Origin of the sequence: Sphingopyxis sp. DBS4 (genome assembly GCF_024628865.1) — a bacterium.
GTDB lineage: Bacteria > Pseudomonadota > Alphaproteobacteria > Sphingomonadales > Sphingomonadaceae > Sphingopyxis.
On the sequence record NZ_CP102384.1, the window covers coordinates 4094330 to 4116683 of the forward strand.

The window sequence follows — 22354 nt, forward strand, 5'->3', positions numbered from 1 at the left end:
CGCAGGCGATCAGGCGGATCGTCGAACTGCTATGTCCGGTTCGCCGATAACCTGGATCATGGCATCGCGAAAATCATGCAAGGCGCTCTCGAACTCGATCGAATCCGGGTTCGCGAGCCATTGATAGACCAGGCCGAAAAAGAAGGATGTGTATTGGAGGGCGACACGGCTTGGATCGACGGTCTGCTTGATGGTCTGCTCGGCGATGCCCTGACTGATATAGCGAGCGATCGCCCGGCGATAGGCGGCATGCTGTTCGGCGAGGCGTTCGCGCATCACGGTGCTGCTTCCCACGGTCTCATAGTATAGAATGAACATGGCGCGGATATAATCCGAGTTGTCGTTCATAAAATCGATGATGCTGTCGTTTGCCGCGTCGAAGGCCTCAAGCCCTGTCTTGCTGCCGACAAGGGCACTGCTTTCCTTCTTCCAGCGCTCGTTGAAAACGTCGATCAGCTCGGCGAACAGCTCGTCCTTCGAACCGAAGCGATTGCTCGCCAAACCGCGGCTGTAGCCGGCGAGTTCACCAACCTCGCGAAGCGTCGTGTTATGGGTCCCGCGTTCCAGGACCAGCGCCATCGCCGCCTCGAGCATACGCCCGTCGGAGATGGCCGTGCGCTCCGCCTGAGTAAGCCGCGGCGCCTTGTTGCTTGCTCTGCTGGCTGGCTTCAGCCTTCGCATTTGTACCAATTTTCTGTCCTTTGCTGGAAGATTTGCCATATTCCTAGTCTACTCGCTTGTTTCGAGCAAGCTATGTGATGCCCGTAAACTGGGCGAGCCTTCTGCGGCGCTCCGGGAGTTCAGACGATCGGCGCGGCTTCGGCAGGCGAGCAAGGATGCTCATTCAGCGCAATCGAGACTGCCGGCTGACGATCCTTGTCCGATCGATCTTTGACCCGTCAGATTTGCTCGAACGGATTTCCAGTCTACGCAATCGTCCCGGCAAAATATACGGCATGGACAAGCGGTAGAGTTGGCCGCCACGGGCCGAGGCGCCAACACGCCAAAGGGCGCAAGCGTGAGAGAAATGCTCACTTGCTTGCTTGCGCCTAGCAAGCTAAATGCCAAGACATCGACCGGGAGCGTCGTGGTTGAGAGGATCTCCGCAAGTGGCCGAAATCGCCGATATAGCCGAAACCACAGGGGCCATGCCCGTTCGCGAGGGCCATCAATTTGATGAAGTCAGCCTCTCGCGCTGGATGAGCGCGAACGTGGAAGGCTATGAGGGTCCGATCAGCGTGCGGCAATTTCGCGGCGGGCAGTCGAACCCGACCTATCTGGTCGCCACCCCCTCACGGTCTTATGTCCTTCGGCGGCAGCCATCGGGGGTGCTTCTGAAGGGGGCCCACGCCGTCGACCGCGAAGCTATGGTGCAGTCCGCGCTCTGCGGAACACGTGTGCCCGTGGCCCGGATCTACGGCACCTGCGTCGATACCGATATCATCGGTACGATGTTCTACCTGATGGAACTGGTCGAAGGGCGGATATTCTGGGACGCCACCTTTCCCGACGTCGAAACCGGTGAACGGCCCGAATATTTCCGGGCTATGAATGCGGCGATCGCGAATCTCCACACGCTGGACCCCGCGCGCATCGGGCTCGGCGGGTTCGGCCGCCCGACGGGCTATGTCGAACGCCAGATCAAGCGGCTTTCCGAGCAGTATCTGGCCGATACGGCGGCGGGGCGTGACCCGAACATGGACCGTTTGATTGCGTGGCTCGAAACTGCCAGGCCGCAAAATCAGGAGCGGGTGGCAATCGTCCATGGCGACTTCCGCTGCGACAATCTCATTTTCCACCCAACCGAGCCGCGGATCGTCGCCGTGCTCGATTGGGAACTGGCAACGCTCGGGCATCCGCTCGCCGATTTCGCCTATCACGCGATGATGTTCCGCATGCCGAGTCACATCGTTGCCGGACTGGCGGGGGCCGATCTCGCGATGCTGAATGTGCCAAGTGAGAAGGAGTATCTCGCGATGTACGCGGCGACCGCCGGGATTGCGGATACCTCCGATTATGACTTCTTTCTGGCCTTTTCCTTCTTCCGGCTGGCCGCAATTATCCATGGCATCAAAGGCCGTTTAGCGAGGGGAACGGCGGCGTCGGCGGAAGCGGCCGACCGCGTAAGCGCCTTTCCCGAGTTGGCCGAACTCGCTTGGGAACAGGCGCGCGGCGCCGGTGCACCCGCATGAAGAGGATATAGCGTGGACATCACCCAAAGCGCCCGGAGTCTGGCTCTGCAACGTCGGCTCGAAAAATTCCTGGCAGAGCATCTCTATCCGATCGAACGCGAGTTGTATCTGGCCGCCGAGCGCCTCGGCCCATGGGCCATCTACCCGCATATCGAAGATCTCAAGGCTCGCGCCCGGGCCGAAGGCCTTTGGAATCTCTTCCTCCCGGCTGCTCATGATGCAAACGGGTTAAGCAACGTCGACTATGCCCCACTGTGTGCGATGATGGGTCGCTCGCTTTTTGCGCCCGAGATCTTTAACTGCTCGGCGCCGGACACCGGCAATATGGAAACGCTGCTGCTGTTCGGCACGGACGAACAAAAGGCACGCTATCTCGAGCCGCTCCTCGCAGGGGAAACGCGATCGGCGTTCGCGATGACCGAGCCGGCGGTGGCCTCGTCCGATGCGACCAATATCGCCTCGGAAATTTCCCGCGATGGCAGCGATTATGTCATCAGCGGCAGGAAATGGTACACGACCGGGGCGACCGACCCGCGCTGCGACTTTTTCATCTTCATGGGTCGCACGGGCGATGCGGCAACTGATCGGCACAAGGCGCAGTCCATGATCCTTGTCCCGCGGCATGCCGCCGGTGTGCGGGTCATTCGCGCTTTGCCCGTGCTGGGGTTTTACGGTGTTCCCGATCGCTCTGCGGAAGTATTGTTCGACAATGTGCGCGTGCCCGTAGCGAACATGCTGCTGGGCGAGGGCCGCGGCTTCGAGATTGCACAGGGCCGGCTCGGGCCCGGCCGCATCCATCACTGCATGCGGCTCATCGGACTGAGCGAGCGAATAGTGGAGCGCATGTGCCGCCGCGCAACCGAGAGAGTGGCGTTCGGGAGTCCCCTATCCGAGCAGAGCGTGACGCTCGAACGGATCGCGCAATCGAGAATCCTTATCGATCAGGCGCGACTGCTGACGATGCGCGCTGCCTGGATGATGGATACCGTCGGCAACAAGGCCGCGCGTCAGGAGATCGCGATGATCAAGGTTGCCGCGCCCGCAATGGCGCAGCAGGTGGTCGATTGGGCGATCCAGCTCTTCGGCGGCGGCGGAACGAATAACGACCACTTCCTTGCCGCAGCCTTTGCGACAGCGCGGCTGCTGCGACTGGCCGACGGTCCCGACGAGGTTCATCGCAACCAGATCGCGAAGCTCGAACTGCGCCGCCATGCCGCTCGCGACGGCGCCGCGGAAGGCTCGACCGGGCAGGGTCTCACCCTCGCCGAAGCCGATGCTGTAGCGGCGGCCAGCCTGTGGCCGGCGCCGCCAAGCGCAATCCGCCCGCTGTGCGACGCTGCCGAACCCGTTTCGGCCTAGCCACCCGACGAGGTTGGACTGTGAATCCTGAAATGACAAATGTGATGGGAGCGATTTATGCAGATGTTTGACTTCGATCTCGGTGAATCGGCCGACATGATCCGTGAAACCACCCGACGCTACGCCGCCGACAAAATCGCGCCCCTCGCAAAACGGATCGACGCAGACGACTGGTTTCCGCGCGACGAACTCTGGGCGAGCATGGGCGAACTCGGGCTGCACGGCATCACCGTCGCCGAAGAATATGGCGGGCTGGGTCTTGGTTATCTTGAACATGTGATCGCTTGCGAAGAAATCTCGCGGGCATCGGGCGCAATCGGACTGAGCTATGGCGCGCACACCAATCTTTGTATCAACCAGATCGCTCGCTGGGGGTCGCCCGAACAGAAGACGAAATATTTGCCGCAGCTCATTTCCGGCGAACATCTTGGTAGCCTGGCGATGTCGGAGGCCGGGGCCGGTTCCGACGTCGTCTCGATGAAACTGAAAGCAGAGGCGGTGCAAGGCGGATTCGTCCTGAACGGCACGAAATTCTGGATAACCAACGCGACCTATGCTGATACGCTCGTCGTTTACGCCAAGACCGGCGAGGGCAGCGGCGGTATCACGGCTTTTATCATCGAGAAGAATATGCCGGGATTTTCGATCGGCCAAAAGATCGACAAGATGGGCATGCGTGGTTCGCCGACCGCGGAACTGGTCTTTGACAATTGCGAAGTGCCGGAAGAAAATGTTCTCGGGCCAGTGAACGGCGGTGTCGGCGTGCTGATGAGCGGGCTTGACTACGAACGCGCGGTTCTGGCCGGTATCCCCTTGGGTATCATGCAAGCCTGTCTCGACGTTGTTTTGCCTTATGTCCGGGAGCGCAAGCAGTTCGGCAAGGCGATCGGCGAGTTCCAGCTGATGCAGGCGAAAATTGCCGACATGTACGTCGCGCTCAATTCGTCGCGAGCCTATGTCTATGCGGTGGCGAAAAGCTGCGATGCGGGCCGCACGACCCGATTTGACGCCGCTTCCGCGTTGTTGCTGGCCGCCGACAATACGGTGCGTGTGGCGGGTGAAGCCGTCCAGGCGCTTGGCGGTGCAGGCTACACGAAGGACTGGCCGGTCGAGCGTTTCTATCGTGACGCAAAGCTCCTCGGCATCGGCGGAGGCACAAACGAAATCCGGCGCATGTTGATCGGCCGGGAACTCATCGGCGAAGCCTGACGCGTCTCACGCTAGCAGCGCAGCGTCGCTGCATTTTAGCCCGGGACCGGCTGGCAAGTGTCCGCCTTTGCGACCCCGTCACATCCTGCAGTTCGTCGCGCCGGACGCTTCGCGTTTTCTCGTTTCCACCCCTCGTCTTCGTCGAGAAACGGAGCACCGTCGTCGAGCAGCTCTGGTGTTGCTCAAGACTAGCTTGCGGCAAGCAAGTCTTGACCAGAGGATACGCGCCAGCTATTGCCGAGGGGATAAGAGTCGCGCTCTCAAAGAGCAGAAGCGAGTAAGAAGAGGATGCCGATGTTTGGCGCATGTCATAAACTGCCACGACCGACATTTGGACGGAACGATGCGGCGATCGTTGGGACGAAGTCGCGTCGCCTCAACGCAAACGTAAGGTTCGGGCTTTGAGCCCGCTCGCCGAACCGACTGCATCGGGGTCCGCATCTGCCGATGCCACCGCGAATTCGCCCATCAGCCTAGGACTTCAACCCTCTCCGGCCGTGACCGAAGGAATCGGGCGCATCGCGCTAGGTGATCTGCTTCGGCGCTCGGCACGGCGGTTCCAGAACAAGACTGCGGTGGTGACGCCGACAAGCGCCATCTCCTTTGGCCAACTCGACGAAAAAGCAAATCGCTGTGCAAATTTCTTGTTCGAAAAGGGCGCGAAGCCCGGCGACCGGGTTGCAACCATCTGTGCGAACAGCATCGACTTCATTGCCGTTATCTTTGGCATTCACCGAGCCGGCCTGGTCTGGGTGCCGATCAATCCAGCCCTGTCGTCGGATGACCGTGGCTATATCCTGAACCATACCGAGGCCGTGATTGTCATTGCCGATGAGAAGCTTGGTCATCTGCTCGCGAATGAAGCTGGCGGTGCCCCCACGGTGCTGACGCTTGGACCTGGCTTCGATGCGGGGCTTTCGACGGCATCCGACGTCGAACCCGACCTTCCCATTCACGAGCGTGATCTGACGATGATCATGTATACCAGCGGGACGACATCACGACCCAAGGGCGTGATGCACTGCAATCTGGCGGTCCATTCGACCATTATGTGCAACATCGGCGAGTGGATGGTCACGCGCGACGATCGCATTCTGATCGTGTTGCCGCTGTTCCATGTGTCGGCACACTGCCTCCTGATGACCTTCCTGGCCGCCGGCTCGACGGTGATTCTCCATAACGGGTTTGACCCTGGTCAGGTATTGAAGGCGATCGACCAGCATAAGGTCAGCTTCTTCGTAGGCCTGCCGATGATGTATGCCGCGATGATGGACCATCCGGTCCGGAGCGAAGTGGACGTCACCTCGCTGCGCTACTGCATTTACGCGATGGCCCCGATGCCCGGACCGCTTCTGCGCCGCCTTCTGACCGAGTTCTGCCCGACCTTCGTTCTGTCCTCGGGACAAACCGAGATGTATCCGAGCACGATGATGCTGCGCCCCGAGCAGCAATTGCTGAAAGAAGGCAATTATTGGGGCGAGCCATCGATCGTCAACGATGTCGCGATCATGGCAGAGGATGGCACGCTGCTGCCGCGGGGCGAGGTTGGCGAGATCGTGCATCGCGGGCCGAACGTCATGCTCGGCTATTACAAAGATGACGCTGCAACCGCTGAATCGCGTCGCTTCGGCTGGCATCACACCGGCGATCTCGGCGTCATCGATGAAGACGGCCAATTGCTGTTCGTCGATCGCCTGAAAGACATCATCAAGAGCGGCGGCGAAAATGTTTCGTCGGTCAAGGTCGAGCAGGTTCTGCTGCAATGCCATTTGATCGCCAATGCGGCCGTGATCGGCGTGCCGCATCCTCGCTGGGAGGAAGCCGTCGTGGCGGTGATCATGTTGAAGCCCGGCGAAAGCGCCGAATCCTGGCATATTCATATGTATTGCCGCGAGATGCTTGCACCACACGAAGTCCCGAAGGCTTTCGAGTTCGTCGACGACCTCCCTCTCACCGCGACGTCGAAGCTGCGCAAGGTCGAGCTGCGCAACCGCTTCATCAATTTGTTCGGAGATTGATCGTGGCGATCATCGAAAGCATGGCCATTCCCGAGAGCGAGGCGTTCAGGCGCAACCGCGCGGCGCATCTCGACTTGATCGGAACCTTCCGCGCGCTCGAAGCCAAGGTACTGGCTGCGTCCGCTCGTGCCGGTCCGAAGTTCGCCAAGCGTGGACAGCTGTTGCCGCGCGATCGTGTCGCGTTGCTGCTCGACCGCGACGCTCCATTTCTCGAGCTGTCGACTCTGGCCGGGATCGGCATGCACGACGACGATGGGCTCGAGAATGTCTATGGGGGCGGTGCCATTGCCGGCATCGGCTTCGTCTCGGGTATTCGCGCGATGGTGTTCGCAAGCGACGCCGGCATCAAGGGCGGCGCCGCGCATCCGATGGGCATCAAGAAGCAGCTGCGCGTTCAGGACATCGCGATTGAAAACAAGCTGCCCTATATTCAGTTGGTCGAAAGCGCAGGGGCAAATCTCAACCTGCAGGCCGAAATGTTCGTCGAGGGCGGCCGCACCTTCGCAAACCTCTCGCGCATGTCCGCCCTCGGCCTGCCAACGATCACGGTGGTCCACGGATCATCGACGGCCGGCGGTGCGTATCAGGTCGGTCTCTCCGATTATGTCATCATGATCCGCGGGCGCTCGAAAGTGTTTCTTGCCGGTCCACCGCTGCTCAAGGCCGCCACCGGCGAAATCGCCCGCGACGAAGACCTCGGCGGTGCCGAGCTACACACGCAGGTCACCGGGGTCGGCGATTATCTGGCCGAAAGCGACGCCGACGGGCTGCGCCAGGCGCGCGAGGTTCTCGCGAAGTTGCGATGGGATCGAAGCGTGCCGGCACTGGCCGGACCCGGCCCCCGCTACGACAGCGAAGAATTGCTCGGGATCGTCTCGCCCGACTATCGCAAACCCTATGATGTCCATGAGGTCATCGCCCGCATTGTCGACGACAGCGACTTCACAGAATTCAAGGCGGAATATGGCTTCCATACTGTTTGCGGGCACGCCCGGATCGAAGGACGCGAGCTCGGCATCATTGGGAACAATGGACCGATCGACTCCCGGGGCGCGACCAAGGCGGCACAGTTCATCCAGCTCTGCTGCCAATCGAAAACCCCGCTGCTGTTCCTCCAGAATACGACCGGCTTCATGGTCGGCGTCGAGGCAGAAACATCGGGCATCGTGAAGCATGGATCGAAGCTGATCCAGGCGGTGACAAATGCGTCGGTGCCGAAGATCACCATCCAGATTGGCGCAAGTTTCGGGGCGGGTGCCTATGCCATGTGTGGACGGTCGTTCGGTCCGCGCTTCATCTTCTCATGGCCGAACAACCGATTGTCGGTGATGGGCGGGGAACAGGCGGCAAAGGTCCTGACCATCGTTGCCGAAGACGGTGCCGCGGCGCGCGGAGTCGAGCCCGACCATGCGGGGTTGGCGGCAATGTCGGAGCGATTGATCGCGCAATATGAGCGCGAAGGCGAGGCACTGTTTGCAACCGCACGACTTTGGGACGATGGAATCATCGATCCCCGCGACACGCGGCGCGTCGTCGCCTTGTGCCTCGACACCTGCGTCGAGGGCGACGCCCGCGTTCCGGCGCGAAACAATTTCGGGATTGCGCGGCTGTGACCGTGGACATGACCGATGCCCCGCAGATGTCGGTGCTGCGGCTGGAGCGCCGAGGCGGCGCGCTTGTCGCGACAATAGACGACCCGGCGACGCGCAATGCGATCTCCGACCCGCTGCTGGCCGATTTCGACCTGCTGTTCTCGCATTATCGCACCGACCCGGCGGTTCGCGCCCTCGTACTGCAAGGCAATGGCCGCATCTTCTGCGCCGGCGCCGATTTGAGCGGGAAGACGCTCGGCGGATCGAGTACCGATCCGCATGGCGAGATGGTCGAGCTGTCGATCCGCGGCGCGCGCGTTTTCGGCGGCCTCCACGCGTTTCCGAAGCCCGTGATTGCCGTGGTCGAGGGGGCAGCCATGGGCGGCGGCATGGGACTGGCCGCATGCGCCGATATCGTTCTTGCAGGACCGGGCGCCAGCTTCGCCTTGTCCGAGGCCCGCCTCGGCCTTGTCGCAGCGCAGATTGCACCCTTTGTGGTCGCCCGCCTCGGCCCGGCGATCACGCGCCGTCTCGCCTTGACCGGCAGCAGGTTCGATGCCGCCCAAGCGGCGAGCTTCGGCTTTATAGATGAATTGCTGGCGGATCGAGCGGCGATAGATGCGCGGCTGGACGCCATTCTTGCCGAGATTCAAGCCTGCGCCCCCGGTGCCTTGGCGGCGACGAAAGCGCTGCTCAACGGCTTGCCGGAATTCGACGTCGCCGCCTTTTCCCGGACCGCGGCCGAAGTGTTCGCCGACGCGGTGCTTGGCGAGGGGGCAGAGGGCATCGCAGCCTTCAAGGAAAAGAGATCGCCGGCATGGGCCACGACATGAAGCCGTTTTCGAAGATCCTGATCGCCAATCGCGGCGAAATCGCGTGCCGCGTGATCCGCAGCGCCAAGGCAAAGGGCTATGCGACAGTCGCTGTATACAGCGACGCCGACGCTGGCGCGCGGCACGTTCTGGAAGCCGATGAGGCCTTTCGGCTGGGCGGCGGGCCGCTGCAGGAATCCTATCTTTCTGCCGAACGGGTCCTGGCGGCGGCGCGCGCGACCGGTGCCGACGCTCTCCATCCGGGATATGGCTTCTTCTCCGAGAATGCCGACTTCGCCGAGCAATGCGCGGAGGCGGGGGTCACCTTCATCGGTCCGATGCCCGATTCCGTTCGCGTCATGGGCGACAAGGCGCGCTCGAAGCGGCGGATGATCGAAGCGGGTGTGCCTTGTGTGCCTGGCTATGAGGGCGATGATCAGGACGATGCGCTGTTCGTGCGCGAGGCCGAACGGATCGGCTATCCCGTGATGGTCAAGGCGTCGGCGGGGGGCGGCGGACGCGGTATGCGCCTCGTCCACGATCCCAGCGATCTGCCGGCTGCGATCGTTTCGGCGCGGTCGGAAGCCAAAAATGCCTTTGGCGATGATCGGCTGCTCCTTGAGCGGGCCGTCGTCGATGCGCGTCATGTCGAAATCCAGGTATTCGGCGATAGCTTTGGGTCCGTCGTCCACCTGGGAGAGCGCGACTGCTCGGTCCAGCGCCGGCACCAAAAGGTCATCGAGGAAGCGCCATCGCCCGCCGTCGATGCGGATCTCCGGGCTCGAATGGGCGACGCGGCGGTGCGCGCCGCCGCCGCAATCGACTATGTCGGGGCGGGAACCGTCGAATTCCTGCTTGGCAAGGACGGCGCGTTCTACTTTCTTGAGATGAACACCCGGCTTCAGGTCGAGCACCCCGTGACCGAATGCGTTACCGGGGTCGATCTGGTCGATCTTCAGATCGACGTGGCTGCCGGTCTGCCCTTGCCATTCGCGCAGGACGATATTTCGATCTCCGGCCATGCGATCGAGGTGCGGCTCTATGCCGAAGACCCGCGCCAGGAGTTTCTGCCCCAAACAGGCGTTGCGTCGATTTGGCAGCCCGCAACCGGCGATGGCGTGCGCATTGATCACGGCCTGGTGACGGGTCAGGTCATCAGTCCATTCTATGACCCGATGATCGCGAAGATCATCGCCACAGGGTCCAACCGCGACGAAGCGGTACGCCGGCTCATCCAGGCCGTTCGCGGTACACATCTGCTCGGGGTCGCGACCAACCGGGAGTTCTTGCTCGACGCGCTGTCGATCGACGAATTTCGCAAGGGCGACGCGACGACCGCCTTTATCGGCAAACATTATGCCAATGGCTTCCGGCCCGCCGAAGGCGATCCCGTAGCCGTGCTGCTTGCCGCCATCCTTGCTGCGGACAAGTCCGGGCAGGGTTGGTCATCGAACGCGGCGCAGGCCCATCAGATCAAGCTTGGGGCCGGTGACAGCGAAACCAGCGTGCGCGTGGCGCGGGCGGGACAGCGCTGGACGGCGCAAAGTGACGATGATGCGGTGTCGATCGCCATCATCGAACGCGGCGATACGCGTGTCCGGTTCGAAGTCGATGGGCTGATACGGCGTGCCGTATATCTGTGCGAGGGGAACGATATCGCGATCGATCTCGACGGGCGGGTCTATCGGTTCGAGGACATAAGCTATCGCGCCCCGTCGAGGTCCGACGCAGGCGGCGACGGCGTCATGCGCGCACCGATGACCGGCACGATTACGTCGGTACGCGTCGCCCAGGATCAGATCGTCGCACGCGGCGACGTGCTCGCCGTGCTTGAGGCGATGAAGATGGAACAGCAGATCATTGCGCCGATCGCAGGCAAGCTGACCACTGTTGCCGTTGCGCCAAGCCAGCAAGTTTCAGCGCGCGACATATTGTTCGTCATCGAGGCAGAGCAGGCATGACGCACAAAAGTATCAGCATCGGCGGCGCGTCCGGATTTTGGGGCGACAGTTCGATCGCCCTGCCGCAGCTGCTGGAGCACGACGGACTCGATTATATCTCGTTCGACTATCTGGCCGAAGTCACGATGTCGATCCTGGCCCGTGCCCGCGCGAAAGATCCGTCGCTGGGATATGCGACCGATTTCGTCAGCTTGATCGCGCGACACCTGCCGCGGATCGCCGAACGCAAGGTGAAGCTCATTGCCAATGCCGGGGGCGTCAACCCGGCCGCCTGTGCCGACGCCCTCCGCGAAAAGATCGCCGCCGCAGGTTTGCACCTGCGGGTGGGCGTGGTGACGGGCGACGATCTGATCGCGATGCAGCCCCAGCTTCAAAGCTGCAGCGAGATGTTTTCGGGAGCGGCCATGCCGGCGCGGCTGATGAGCCTGAATGCCTATTTGGGAGCTGCTCCCATCGCGGCGGCGCTCGGCGCTGGTGCCGACATCGTCGTGACGGGTCGCTGCGTCGACAGCGCGACCGTGCTCGGTGCCTGTATCCACGAGTTCGGCTGGTCATTGTCCGATTTCGACCGCCTGTCGGGCGGATCGCTCGCCGGGCACATCATCGAATGCGGAGCGCAGGCAACCGGCGGCCTCTTCACGGATTGGCAGGATGTCGGCGACTGGGCGAATATCGGCTATCCGATCGCGGTAATCGATGCGGATGGGGCGTTCGATGTCATCAAGCCGCAAGGAACCGGTGGCTTGGTCTCGCGGGGCACGGTGTGCGAGCAGCTGGTCTATGAGATTGGCGATCCCGCTGCCTATCTGCTTCCTGACGTCAGCTGTGACTGGAGGTCGGTCGATATCCAGGAAATCGATGATGGCCGGGTGCGAGTCACCGGCGCTCGGGGCCACGCACCTACCGAAACCTACAAGGCGAGTGCGACTTGGCAGGACGGCTACCGCGTGGGCGCCACTTGGACAATCATTGGCGAATCCGCTGCCGGGAAGGCGGCCAAGGTGGGCGAGGCGGTTGTATCGCGCGTTTCGTCGCTCCTGTCCGATGCCGGGTCAGCGCCGTTTAGCGAGACGTCGATCGAGATCATTGGTGCCGAATCGAGCTATGGTGCGAACAGTCGGGCGAGAGGCGCGCGCGAGGTGGTTCTCAAGATCGCCGCGAAGCACGCCGATCCCAAGGCGCTTGAATTGCTGGTCCGCGAATTCACGTCCGCTGGCACGTCCATGGCGCCCGGCTTCACCGGCATGGGCGGCAACCGCCCGAAGGTGATGCCGCTTGTCCGCCTCTTCTCCATCGCAGCGGACAAGGCGATGGTCGATGCCCAGATCAAGGTCGAAGTCGATGGGCAGCCGATCGCCATAGCGGAAAGCGCGCGGCCGCCAGCGGCGGACGCACCCACCGAGAGCGACGAGTCCACATTATCGGCGCCGGTTGCCGAGCCGGGATCGACCAAAGTTCCCCTGATCGACATCGCGTGGGGGCGCAGCGGCGACAAGGGCAATCACGCCAACATTGGCATCATCGCGCGGCGGCCTGAATTTCTCCCTTACATTCGCCAAGCGCTGCAGCCCGCCATCGTGGCCGACCTCTTCAAACATTATGCGCCCGCCGAAGTCCGGCGCTTCGACCTGCCCGGCATTCATGCCCTCAATTTCATGCTCTACGACGTCCTCGGCGGGGGCGGCATCGCCTCGCTGCGCAACGACCCGCAGGGCAAGGGATATGCGCAAATCCTGCTTGGCGTGGAAATTGCCGTGCCGAGCGATCTCCTTCGCCCCTGAGCCACCAGAACTACGTCACCATCTTACTGGAGTAAGCCATGTCCATCGAAGAAAACAAAGCGCTTGTGCGGCAGTTCCTTGCCAAGTTCGCGGGCGGCGATGCCGACGGCCTGATCGACAGCCTGACCGACGACGCGACCTGGTGGATCGGCGGCAAGCCCGATCAGCTTCCACAGGCCGGAATGAAGACCAAGGAGGGCATCAGTGCCGTCCTGCGCGGTATCGGCGCTAAAATCCCCGGCGGGATCGACATGCGCATTCGCGGCATGATCGGCGAAGGCGACAAGGTCGCTGCCGAGGTCGAAGCGCATGGCGAGATCACCAACGGGCGCATCTACAACAATGAATATCACTTTCTGTTCACGATCAGGGATGGCCGCATCGCGGCCGTCAAAGAATATAACGACACGCTTCATCTGAAGACAATTTTTGCAGCGTGATGCCTTGCACGCCTGCGACGCGGTCGTCGCAGATCAGAAGCCTGAAAGGGAGCCTTCAGTCCGATGACTAGCGCCGACACAAAGCCAGAAGACAGCCCCTATGCCCTTTGGCAACAGACGGTGTCGGCGCGTTACAAGGATCGCTCCTTCGTCGCGCGCAACCGGTCAGGCGTCGAGGTCGATCCCGTTTATGGTGGCCTAGACAGGCACGGCAAAGACGCCGAGATGCCCGGGCAATATCCCTATACGCGCGGCATCTACCCGATTCATTATCAGTTCCAACCCTGGATGGACCTCCAGATCATTGGCTTCGGCCTGCCCTCACAGACCCGCGAGCGGATGGATCTGCTGCTCGAGCAGGGCGGGTCGAAAGGCTATTTTGATCGCGAGGCCTATAATTTCATTTTCGATATGCCGACGTCGATGGGCTATGACCCCGACCACCCCGGGGTTCGCGGCAGCATCGGCGACTGCGGCATTTCGGTCTGCAAGGCGCGCGATTACGAAGTCCTGCTGGCTGGCAAGGATCTGGCGAAGACAACCGTATCGATGGTCCTCAACGCCGGGTCGCCGGCCATGCTCGGGCTTTATCTCGCGGCGGCCAAGCGCCGCGGTTTCGCGTTCGACAAGCTTGGCGGTAATCTCACCAACTACATCTGGGATTTCTTTGGTCATAGCGGCGGGACGAACTTCTCGCCGCGCGGCAGCTACCGGCTGATCGCCGATATCGCGTCCTATTGCGCCGAGCATGTGCCGCTCTGGAATCCGCTCACCATCAGCGAGCATAATATTTGCGAAGCTGGCGCTACGAACGTCCAGGCCGTCGCCTATTCGATTGCCGCGATCATCGCGGTCAACGAAGAGTGCGTCAAACTTGGCATCGATCCCGACGCCGTCGTGCCGCGTTTCGGGTTCCACGTCCGCTACGGCGAGAATTTCTTCGAAGAGGTGGCGAAGACCCGCGCTTTGCGGCGGGTGTATGCGAAGGTGAACCGCGAGCGCTTCGGCTGCAAGAAGAACGCTTCGCTCCAGGCGCGCATTCATGCCCAGACCGCGGGCTCGCTGCTGACCGCCCAGCAGCCGCTGAACAATCTCGTCCGCAATGCTTATGGCGCGCTTGCGGCGGTCCTGTCGGGCGCCAACGGTATGACGATCAACGCTTATGACGAGGCGCTTGGTCTGCCGACTGAAGAAGCGGTGACGCTATCGCTTCGAACCAGCCAGATCATTGCCGAGGAAACCGGCGCCGTCCATGTGTCGGATCCGTTTGGCGGTTCCTATTATGTGGAATCGCTGACCGACGAGATCGAACGGCGGGTATTCGAAATCATCGCCGACATCGACGACCGGGGCGGACTGATCGCCTGCATCGAGTCAGGCTGGATCAAGCAGCAGGTTTCCGCCGCCGCATACCAGTGGCGCCAGGAGATCGAAAGCGGCGCGCGAACGATGGTGGGCGTCAACAAATATACCACCGACGAACCCGAGCAATTCGCGGTGTTCCAGCCCGATCCCGAAGCCGCGCGGCTGGCGATTGCCGATGTCGAGCGGCATCGCCTCGAGCGCGATGCCGCTCGCTGCGCGGCGGCGCTGGATAGTCTCCGCCGTGCGGCGGTCGAGGTCAATGAGGGCCGCGCGATCGGATCGGTGATGGCGAACCTTGTCGCCGCGGCAGAAGCCGACGCGACGCTCGGCGAGATGCAGGCCATTCTTCACCAGGTCTTCGGGCGCAACAAATAGGAACTGATCGACATGCCAGATACTGCGCCAAAGCCGCGCGTCCTCCTGACCAAGAGCTTCATCGACAGCCACGATCGCGCCATCGCGACGATCGCGCTCGCCTTGCGCGACGCCGCGATGGAAGTGGTGCTGATCGACTATGAACAGCCCGAGGATGTGGTCACAGTCGCGCTTCAGGAGGATGTGGACATCATCGGACTGAGCTTCATGTCCGGCGGCCAGGTCGAGACGACGCAAAAGATCGTCGCCGAATTACAGCGCCGCGATGTCCCCGACTTGCCGGTGGTGGTGGGCGGCGTAATTCGCCCGTTCGACGTCGCGCCGCTGGAGGAGGTCGGTGTGAAAGAGATTTTCCGCGGCGGCGCCCCGCTTGCGGATGTCGTCGCGACCTTCGATCGGCTCGCGCGCGCCTATCGGAGTCGCGTTTGACCGCCACGCGCGCAGGCCCTGACGCGGCGTCGCTGCTGACGGCGGTCCGCGGCCGCGATTCGCTGGCCATTGCGCGCGCGATTACGGCGATCGAAAACCGCTCGGCTTTGGGAACGGAACTGGCGGTCGCGGTGCGCGGCCGCGCCAATTCGTGCCGAAGCCTCGGGGTGACGGGTCCGCCGGGCGCAGGCAAATCCTCGCTCATCAACGCGCTGCTGCCCGAATTGCTGCCGAGATATCGCCGCGTCGCGATCCTGACGGTCGATCCCTCGAGCCCGATCAGCGGCGGCGCGGTCCTGGGCGACCGCGTTCGCATGGCTGCGCATAGTGCGAACCCGGACGTGTTCATCAGGTCGCTTGCCGCACGCGGCCATCTCGGCGGTGTGACGCGAACCACACGCTCAGTCATGGATCTGCTGGCGGCGGCAGAAATGGATCTCGTGATCGTCGAAACGGTCGGCACGGGGCAGTCCGAAGTCGAAGTGGCCGAGCTGACCGATGTGAAAATCGTGGTCTCTGCGCCCGGCCTTGGCGATGAGATGCAGGCCATCAAGGCGGGCGTATTGGAGATTGCCGACCTGCTGGTCGTCAACAAGGCGGACCTTCCGGACGCCGCGCGAACGACCGCGCATCTGAAAGCGATGCTCCACCATTCGGGCCCTGATGACCGCCGGTCCGTGCTCTCGGTTTCGACGCTGAGCCAGGATGGCCTCAAAGCGCTCGGCGACGCGGTTGAGGCCAAGTTCGCGGGGCTTCTTTCTGAACCGCCAAATCCCGCCGTGGGCCGCGCGATCTCGCGGTCGATGCTTGCGCGGGATGTGGCCGATGCCGCTGCAGCGCTGGTGAGCGGTTCCGACGATTCTCGTATCGCCGCGATCCTGGAAGACATGACGGCCGGCAAATTGTCGCGGCGCGAGGGCGCCGCCGCCGCCCTCGAATTGCTCGCCGATCTCGACGCCCTTTAGAAGCAAGGATCTTTACGTGACCACTGACCTGTTTTCGCTTTCCGGGCGTGTTGCCCTTGTCACGGGCGCGTCGAGCGGCATCGGCCGGGGGCTCGCGCTGGGGCTGGCCGCGGCGGGCGCGCGCGTCGTTGCGGTTGCGCGCAGAGCGGATCGGCTCGACGGCCTCGTGCGTGAAATCGAGCAATCGGGAGGAAGCGCGCTGGCCGCGCAGGCGGACGTGACCGATGCCGAGAGCATCGAACGGGCGTTCGATGCTGCGGAGAATGCCTACGGAATTGTCAACGTCATCGTGAGCAATGCCGGCGTCACCGACGCGCGTAATTTCCTGAAGATCGATGCCGCGGCGCGCGACGCCGTCTTTGACACCAATCTTCGCGGCGTCTGGAACGTGGGTCAGGCCGCCGCTCGCAGACTGGTCGCCGCCAAGGCGGGCGGCTCGATCATCAATGTGGCATCCGTTCTGGGGCTCGGCGTCCAACCCGGCCTGGCAAGCTACTGTGCCTCGAAGGGTGCCGTCATCCAACTTACCCGTTCGATGGCGATTGACCTGACCAAGCATAATATTCGCGTCAATGCCTTGGCTCCCGGCTGGTTCAAGACCGAGCTCAACGAGGAGTTCTTTGACAGCCCGACCGGCATCGAACGCATCGCGCAGATGCCGGCGCGCCGCCTCGGCAAGATTGAAGAGCTGGTCGGCCCCGTCGTTATGCTGGCGAGCGATGCGGGCTCTTTTATCAATGGCTCCGTCATCGCGGTCGACGGTGCGCTGAACGCACTGATTGCCTGAATACAGGAGCGCGTTGGACCTCGATCTCCTGCGCGAGCGGCTTGAAGACCGCTTCATCACAGCGCCGCCGGCCATGTCGGCAAGGCGAGTCCAGCCATTGCGCCATAGCTCGCACCGAACAATTCGTGATCAGGTCAGAATCCCCGCCTCGTGGAGCGCCTCTATCTTCGCCGCATCAAGCCCCAAGATTTCCGTCAGGACAAGATGGTTGTCGCGGCCATAACAGGGCGCGGATCGCGCATATTCGGCCGGCGTGCGTGCGAGATTGAAAGGCGACGCCTCGACGACAGCGGTGCCCGAGAGCGAATGCGGGAGGTGCACCAGATGCTCACGCGCCACGATCTGCGGATCTGAGGCAAATTCTTCGATCGAAACCAGACGATGCGCAGGGATGCCGTTTTCCTGCAACAGCAACTCGATCGCCGCGACCTCCTGCCTCGCAGTCCACTGCTCGAGCCGACGTTCCAGAGCGTCCTCGTCGGCTTTCCTTCCCTGAAATGTTTTCCAGCCGGGCTCGTCGATTTGCAAGATCGCGGCAAGCCGTTCCCATTGCACATCTGACTGCACAGCGATTGCGATCCAACTATCGTCGGCGTCGGTCCGGAAAACGCCGTGCGGTGCCATGGCGAGGTCGCGATTGCCCATCGGCCCCTGTACCTTGCCCGTAACCGATGTTTCTGCGATTTGGGCAGCAAGGAACTGGACGCCAGCTTCGGTCTGCGACACGTCTAGCCAGCATCCCCTACCGGTACGTCGACGATAGTCCAGCGCGGCTAACGTGGCGGGGATACCGAAGCGCGGCGCGACGAAATCCGTGTAAGGGCCATAGGGTCCGACCGGAGTCGCCCCTTCCATCCCCACGAGATTCTGGAAGCCAGCGATCGCTGCGCCATGGTTGCCGTAGCCCGAGTAGCTGGCGAACGGTCCTGATTGGCCGGTCAGTGACGTACTGACCATGACCAGACCCGGATTATCCTTCGCCAGCGCTTCATAAGACAGGCCCCAGCGCGCCATCTGCCCCGGCGTGAAGGATTCGACCAGAACATCGGCCCAGCGCGCCAGTGATCGCACGATGTCGCGTGCTTCCGGTTTGGACAGATCGAGCGACAGCCCGAGTTTTCCGGCGTTGCAGGTCTCATAAAGTGCGGACCGCTGCACATCATATTCGCCCGCTGGAAACGGACCCATCAATCGCGCCGTCTCGACACGCTTCGCTGACTCAATCCGGATAACCGTCGCGCCATAGTCGGCGAGGTTGCGGCCGATAAGCGGCCCAGCCACGACCCAGGCCAGGTCGAGCACCTTGAGGCCGGCGAGGGGTTGAAGTGATGGCTCGGTCGCGCTTTCAGCCGGACGACGAACCGCCGACCATTGGTCGAGGATCTGATCTCGGTCGGCATTCAGTCTCGGCGCGGCAGTGGGCCGCGCGAACCCGCCAGGGCAATCGCCGCCAAAGCCCCATGGCAGCGAATAGGCTCCTTCGGGACCCGCGACCGTCGCGAGATAGCCTCGCGCCGCAAACTGTTCGCTTGCCAGAAGATCGGCGATGGTTTCGATCGGCGCGATGCGGATGCCACGGTCGAGCGCGATCTGCATGAGGTCCCTCTTGCGGAATCGCGCGAGGAAGGCCGACACATGGCGGCGAGCCTCCTCGAGCATTTCCCAGCTGATGTCGCTTTCGAGCCGTCCGTGTAGCGTCGTCCAGTCCCAGTCGTGAAAGATCTCCGGAAGTGCGGCTTCCTCGATCATCCATGCAAACAATTTGTTGGTCGACGGACCAGTCGCGGGTCCCATCGCCAGATGCATTTCCGCAAGCCCGTCGGCAATCGGCCACTTCGATCGCCGGGTCAGCGAGCCGCTCCCGCTAAGATCCATTGGCCCGCCTTTGCCGCCCGATAATGTGGATCCCGGTCGGGGTACGAAATTCTCGTGGCCGATCGACGCGGCGATAACAGCGCCCAACGTACACTGCGGAAGAGTCTGGAGGATGGCCAGATCGATGTGCTGACCTGTCCCGCTTCGGAGTCGCTCGGCCTGGCCCACCAAAGCGGCCCCGGCTGCGGTTGCTGCGCCGTGGAGATACGCTTGGGGTGCGCTAATCCGCAGCGGCCGTCCTTCGTTGTCGCGGGTGAGGAGCAACGGCCCGCCCGCTGCCCAGAGCGTCAGTTCGCTATCCAGCCAGTCCCTTTTGGGACCCGTCAAGCCATATGGCGTTATCGATACATGAACCAATCTTGGATTGAGCGCGGCGACCGCAGCGGGATCGAGCCAGTCCGGGCGACCATCGCAGGGAGCAGCGGACTCCAGCAGAATGTCGGCCGATCCCAGAAGCCGCGCCCACATGTCCGGATCAGTCTCCGGATCGCAGAGGATCGAACGCTTCCCCGAGGCATAGGCTGCCCAGTAGAAGGAGCTGTCTTCTGCGCTCCAATCGGAAGCGAAAGGGGGCTGACGCCGGCCATCGCTGCCTCCGATTGGTTCCATTTGAACGACATCGGCGCCAAGCTGCGCCAGCATATGCCCAGCCAGGAGACCCCTGTGATTGGTAACATCCAAAACCCGATAGGGCGAAAGGAAGCCGCTCGGGCCGTCGCTCATCCGCATCCACTCCTTGCGCAGGTATCACAGTGGCCCTGCGTCGTTTGACAGAAACGATATACGGCGACGCCTGCCTGAAGGTCAATACTTGCTTGCGACAAGCCATTACCAGTTTTCAGATCGGGCATATAGGGCGATGCAGTCGCAACTATCGGTTGTCGGCTCCAACCCGTCTGGCCCGGCAGGTGTTGCCCCATGCTTTAGCGCCGGCGACGTTCGGTCGCGAAGCCGCGGTCGGTCGCTATAAAACGCTCGATCATAGGAACGGCTATCTTCTCGGGCGACATGGGCTTGGCGAGGCCTGTTGCCTTCGCATGCACTTCGGCATAGGCGACCAGCTCGCGGTGCAGGGCACCCGGCAATTCGATCGCGAGCTTCACGGGCTTGTCGTCGGCGATAGGTCCTAGTCTGAGTTTACTCATCGCGCGCCTCCCTCGGGGTCGATGATCAGATCGCGGGTAACGAGGACGCGGAGCGCGTAACCGGGACGAATGGTGAGAGTCGGGGGGAGGTTCATCTGGCGCTCGACGAGCCGCCGACCCGCTTGGTTGGCCGTATCCTGCGACCCGTCGCGAAGTGCCCGTAGAAGCGCGTCATCGCCGTCCGAGCCTAGTTCGGCGCCGATGCCGAGCAAGGTGGAGATCAGCGCGCCACCCAGGACCGATCCCCAATGATGATCGGTACGGTCGGCGAGGCCGGCCATGCCCCGCGCATCGACGCCCGGCTGGCGGTCGAGCCTGATCGATCGCCCTCCCGGCAGGATCAGCCGGTCCCAAGCGAGCAGCACGCGCTCCTGCCCTGCGGCGATCTCGCTGTCATATTCGCCGACAAGGCGCGCACCTTGCGGAATGAGCAGGATGCGCCCGGTCGGGCTGTCATAGACATTCTGGGTGACCTGTGCGGTCACCTGCCCGGGAAGGTCGGACCGGATTCCGGTGATCAGCGCCGCAGGGATGAGACTGCCGGCCTGAAGCACATAGGGCGAGGAAGCCTCGCGGAGGCGCTCGGCGCTTTCGAACGGCGCCGCTGGCCCGCCATCCAGAAAGGCGCGCCGCGCCGCTGCCGGGGTCTGTAGAGCCGTTTCGCCCGCGGGAGCGGGCAGGTCGAGCGCGCCGAGCGCCTCGGCGGCTGGACTGGTCGCGGCGCCGCGACCCAGAAAGAGCTGGCTCGCTGTCGCGGCTTGGCGCTCCTGCCGCGCCCGCTCGCGCGCCTCGTCGACGGGAGATCGACCGCCGGGCGGCGGAGGACCCATCGGTGGCACGGGGATGGCCTCGCCATTCTGCTGCGCGGCGACGATCGGGCGCCCGAGATCGCCGGGAAGCGGCGGCCCGAGTTTCGGGATCTTGCCATAATCGGCGGGCGCGCCCGTCACGACCTCGGCCTTGTTGGCCCCATCGACCGAATAAAGATTCTCAGGCGTCTTCGCTGCCCTTGGCTGCAAAGCGATGAGCAGCGCCCCGCCGATTGCGGTGCATCCAACGGCGCCGATGATGGCCATCGTCTTGCGCGACAGGCGCATGACGCGCGGCGGCTCGCCGCGCAGCCGGAAGGCATCGGCATCATGGCCGGGGGTCAAACCCTCGTCATCGCCCGGCGCTTCGGCCTCCAGGGCCGTCCGATCGGCGGGGACCGTCACGACCGCCCCCGGCGGCGCGCGATTTCGCGCTCGATCCGGACGACGCGCGCCTGCTTGCCGGCGCCGAGCCGAAGCTCGCCGCGCTCGAACAGGCGATCGACGATTATGTAGCGCCCCTGTACGCGGTAGTTGACCAACTCGGCTTCGTCCTTGGCGCCGAGCACGAACAGCGGCGGCATGTCGCCGGTGGCGATATCCTCGCCAAACTCGATGAAGAGCTGACGCCCGTCGTCGAAGGCGCGCACAGGCCGCCACGCCGTCTTGTCACCGCCGATCCGGTACCGAAAGTTGAGCGCCGCAAGATCGATCGCCCCTGCGACGGGTGCGAGGCGCGCCGCCTCGGCCTCCGCCGCCTGCAGCGCGATCAGCTCATCGGCCGGATAGGTCCAGGATACCGAGGCCATATAAGCCGCGGCGGTCGCGCGCAGCTCGACATGATAGGTTCTACGATCGGTGTTGATGACCATGTTGGTCATGATGTCCGACCGGGTGGGCTTCACGAGGATATGCACGCGCCGCCGCGCGCCGGCACCGCTCACCGTGTCGCCGATGATCCAGCGCACGGTATCGCCCGAAGCGACCGGCCCCGGACCGACGAGCTGTTCGCCTTCTTGCAGGACGATGTCGGTGACTTGCCCCGGCGCGGCATAGACCTGGAACAGCGCCCCTTCGGACCATGCATATTGCTGGATCGCGTTGCGATAGCCTTGGCGGTCGGGCTGAACGCGGGCCTCGGCATTGGCGCGGCCGACGCGCTGGCGCGGGTCGCCGGAATCGCCCGCGGCGGCAGGCGCGGCGAGCAGGAAGAGCATGGCTCCGAGGGCGAGCGGGAGCG

Annotated in this window: 18 protein-coding genes; 13 read left to right on the forward strand and 5 right to left on the reverse strand. The window is 63.0% G+C overall.

The features are described from left to right. Positions 1-9: 9 nt before the first annotated feature. Positions 10-720 (reverse strand): TetR/AcrR family transcriptional regulator, encoded by a 711-nt coding sequence (locus NP825_RS19680; protein ID WP_257546828.1) that lies wholly within the window; start codon positions 718-720, stop codon positions 10-12. Positions 721-1118: 398 nt separating this feature from the next. Here NP825_RS19680 and NP825_RS19685 point away from each other — a divergent pair, with 398 nt between their 5' ends. The 13 genes from NP825_RS19685 to NP825_RS19745 all read left to right on the forward strand — a co-directional run bounded on the left by NP825_RS19685 (position 1119) and on the right by NP825_RS19745 (position 17285). After that, positions 1119-2192 carry a phosphotransferase gene (locus NP825_RS19685; protein WP_374046572.1) on the forward strand — a complete coding sequence of 358 codons (1074 nt, stop codon included), beginning with the start codon at positions 1119-1121 and terminating at the stop codon, positions 2190-2192. 12 nt (positions 2193-2204) lie between these two features. Continuing rightward, positions 2205-3551 carry an acyl-CoA dehydrogenase family protein gene (locus NP825_RS19690; RefSeq protein WP_257546830.1) on the forward strand — a complete coding sequence of 449 codons (1347 nt, stop codon included), beginning with the start codon at positions 2205-2207 and terminating at the stop codon, positions 3549-3551. Between the two features lie 57 nt (positions 3552-3608). Then, positions 3609-4760 carry an acyl-CoA dehydrogenase family protein gene (locus tag NP825_RS19695; RefSeq protein WP_257546832.1) on the forward strand — a complete coding sequence of 384 codons (1152 nt, stop codon included), beginning with the start codon at positions 3609-3611 and terminating at the stop codon, positions 4758-4760. 497 nt (positions 4761-5257) lie between these two features. After that, positions 5258-6778 carry a class I adenylate-forming enzyme family protein gene (locus NP825_RS19700; protein WP_257546834.1) on the forward strand — a complete coding sequence of 507 codons (1521 nt, stop codon included), beginning with the start codon at positions 5258-5260 and terminating at the stop codon, positions 6776-6778. Continuing rightward, a complete protein-coding gene (locus tag NP825_RS19705; protein ID WP_374046511.1) occupies positions 6775-8391 on the forward strand; it encodes an acyl-CoA carboxylase subunit beta in 1617 nt (538 codons plus the stop codon). The genes NP825_RS19700 and NP825_RS19705 overlap by 4 nt, the downstream gene beginning before the upstream one ends. 8 nt (positions 8392-8399) lie before the next feature. Beyond that, positions 8400-9203: an enoyl-CoA hydratase/isomerase family protein gene (locus NP825_RS19710; protein WP_257546839.1), complete on the forward strand. Its 804-nt coding sequence runs from the start codon at positions 8400-8402 to the stop codon at positions 9201-9203. Continuing rightward, positions 9200-11143: a biotin carboxylase N-terminal domain-containing protein gene (locus NP825_RS19715; RefSeq protein WP_257546841.1), complete on the forward strand. Its 1944-nt coding sequence runs from the start codon at positions 9200-9202 to the stop codon at positions 11141-11143. The genes NP825_RS19710 and NP825_RS19715 overlap by 4 nt, the downstream gene beginning before the upstream one ends. Beyond that, the gene (locus NP825_RS19720) at positions 11140-12924 is read left to right on the forward strand and encodes an acyclic terpene utilization AtuA family protein (RefSeq protein WP_257546843.1); all 1785 of its coding nucleotides are present in this window, start codon (positions 11140-11142) and stop codon (positions 12922-12924) included. The genes NP825_RS19715 and NP825_RS19720 overlap by 4 nt, the downstream gene beginning before the upstream one ends. A gap of 38 nt (positions 12925-12962) precedes the next feature. Next, positions 12963-13364 (forward strand): nuclear transport factor 2 family protein, encoded by a 402-nt coding sequence (locus tag NP825_RS19725; protein WP_257546845.1) that lies wholly within the window; start codon positions 12963-12965, stop codon positions 13362-13364. Positions 13365-13427: 63 nt separating this feature from the next. Beyond that, complete coding sequence (locus NP825_RS19730; protein WP_257546847.1) at positions 13428-15104, forward strand: acyl-CoA mutase large subunit family protein; 1677 nt, start codon at positions 13428-13430, stop codon at positions 15102-15104. Positions 15105-15116: 12 nt separating this feature from the next. Continuing rightward, on the forward strand, positions 15117-15533 hold the full coding sequence (locus NP825_RS19735; protein WP_257546849.1) for a cobalamin-dependent protein: 417 nt from the start codon (positions 15117-15119) through the stop codon (positions 15531-15533). Next, entirely contained in the window at positions 15530-16498 is a 969-nt protein-coding gene (gene meaB, locus NP825_RS19740) for a methylmalonyl Co-A mutase-associated GTPase MeaB (RefSeq protein ID WP_257546851.1), read from the forward strand. Before NP825_RS19735 ends, meaB begins: the two co-directional genes overlap by 4 nt. A gap of 16 nt (positions 16499-16514) precedes the next feature. Further along, a complete protein-coding gene (locus NP825_RS19745) occupies positions 16515-17285 on the forward strand; it encodes an SDR family NAD(P)-dependent oxidoreductase (RefSeq protein ID WP_257546853.1) in 771 nt (256 codons plus the stop codon). Between the two features lie 129 nt (positions 17286-17414). Here the strand turns inward: NP825_RS19745 and NP825_RS19750 are convergent, their stop codons facing one another. The 4 genes from NP825_RS19750 to trbG form a co-directional block, all read right to left on the reverse strand. After that, entirely contained in the window at positions 17415-19883 is a 2469-nt protein-coding gene (locus tag NP825_RS19750; RefSeq protein ID WP_257546856.1) for a CoA transferase, read from the reverse strand. A gap of 200 nt (positions 19884-20083) precedes the next feature. Further along, positions 20084-20305: a DUF2274 domain-containing protein gene (locus NP825_RS19755; protein WP_257546858.1), complete on the reverse strand. Its 222-nt coding sequence runs from the start codon at positions 20303-20305 to the stop codon at positions 20084-20086. Further along, the gene (locus tag NP825_RS19760) at positions 20302-21519 is read right to left on the reverse strand and encodes a TrbI/VirB10 family protein (protein WP_257546860.1); all 1218 of its coding nucleotides are present in this window, start codon (positions 21517-21519) and stop codon (positions 20302-20304) included. The genes NP825_RS19755 and NP825_RS19760 overlap by 4 nt, the downstream gene beginning before the upstream one ends. Then, on the reverse strand, positions 21516-22331 hold the full coding sequence (gene trbG / locus NP825_RS19765; protein ID WP_257551563.1) for a P-type conjugative transfer protein TrbG: 816 nt from the start codon (positions 22329-22331) through the stop codon (positions 21516-21518). Before trbG ends, NP825_RS19760 begins: the two co-directional genes overlap by 4 nt. Between the last annotated feature and the right edge of the window lie 23 nt (positions 22332-22354).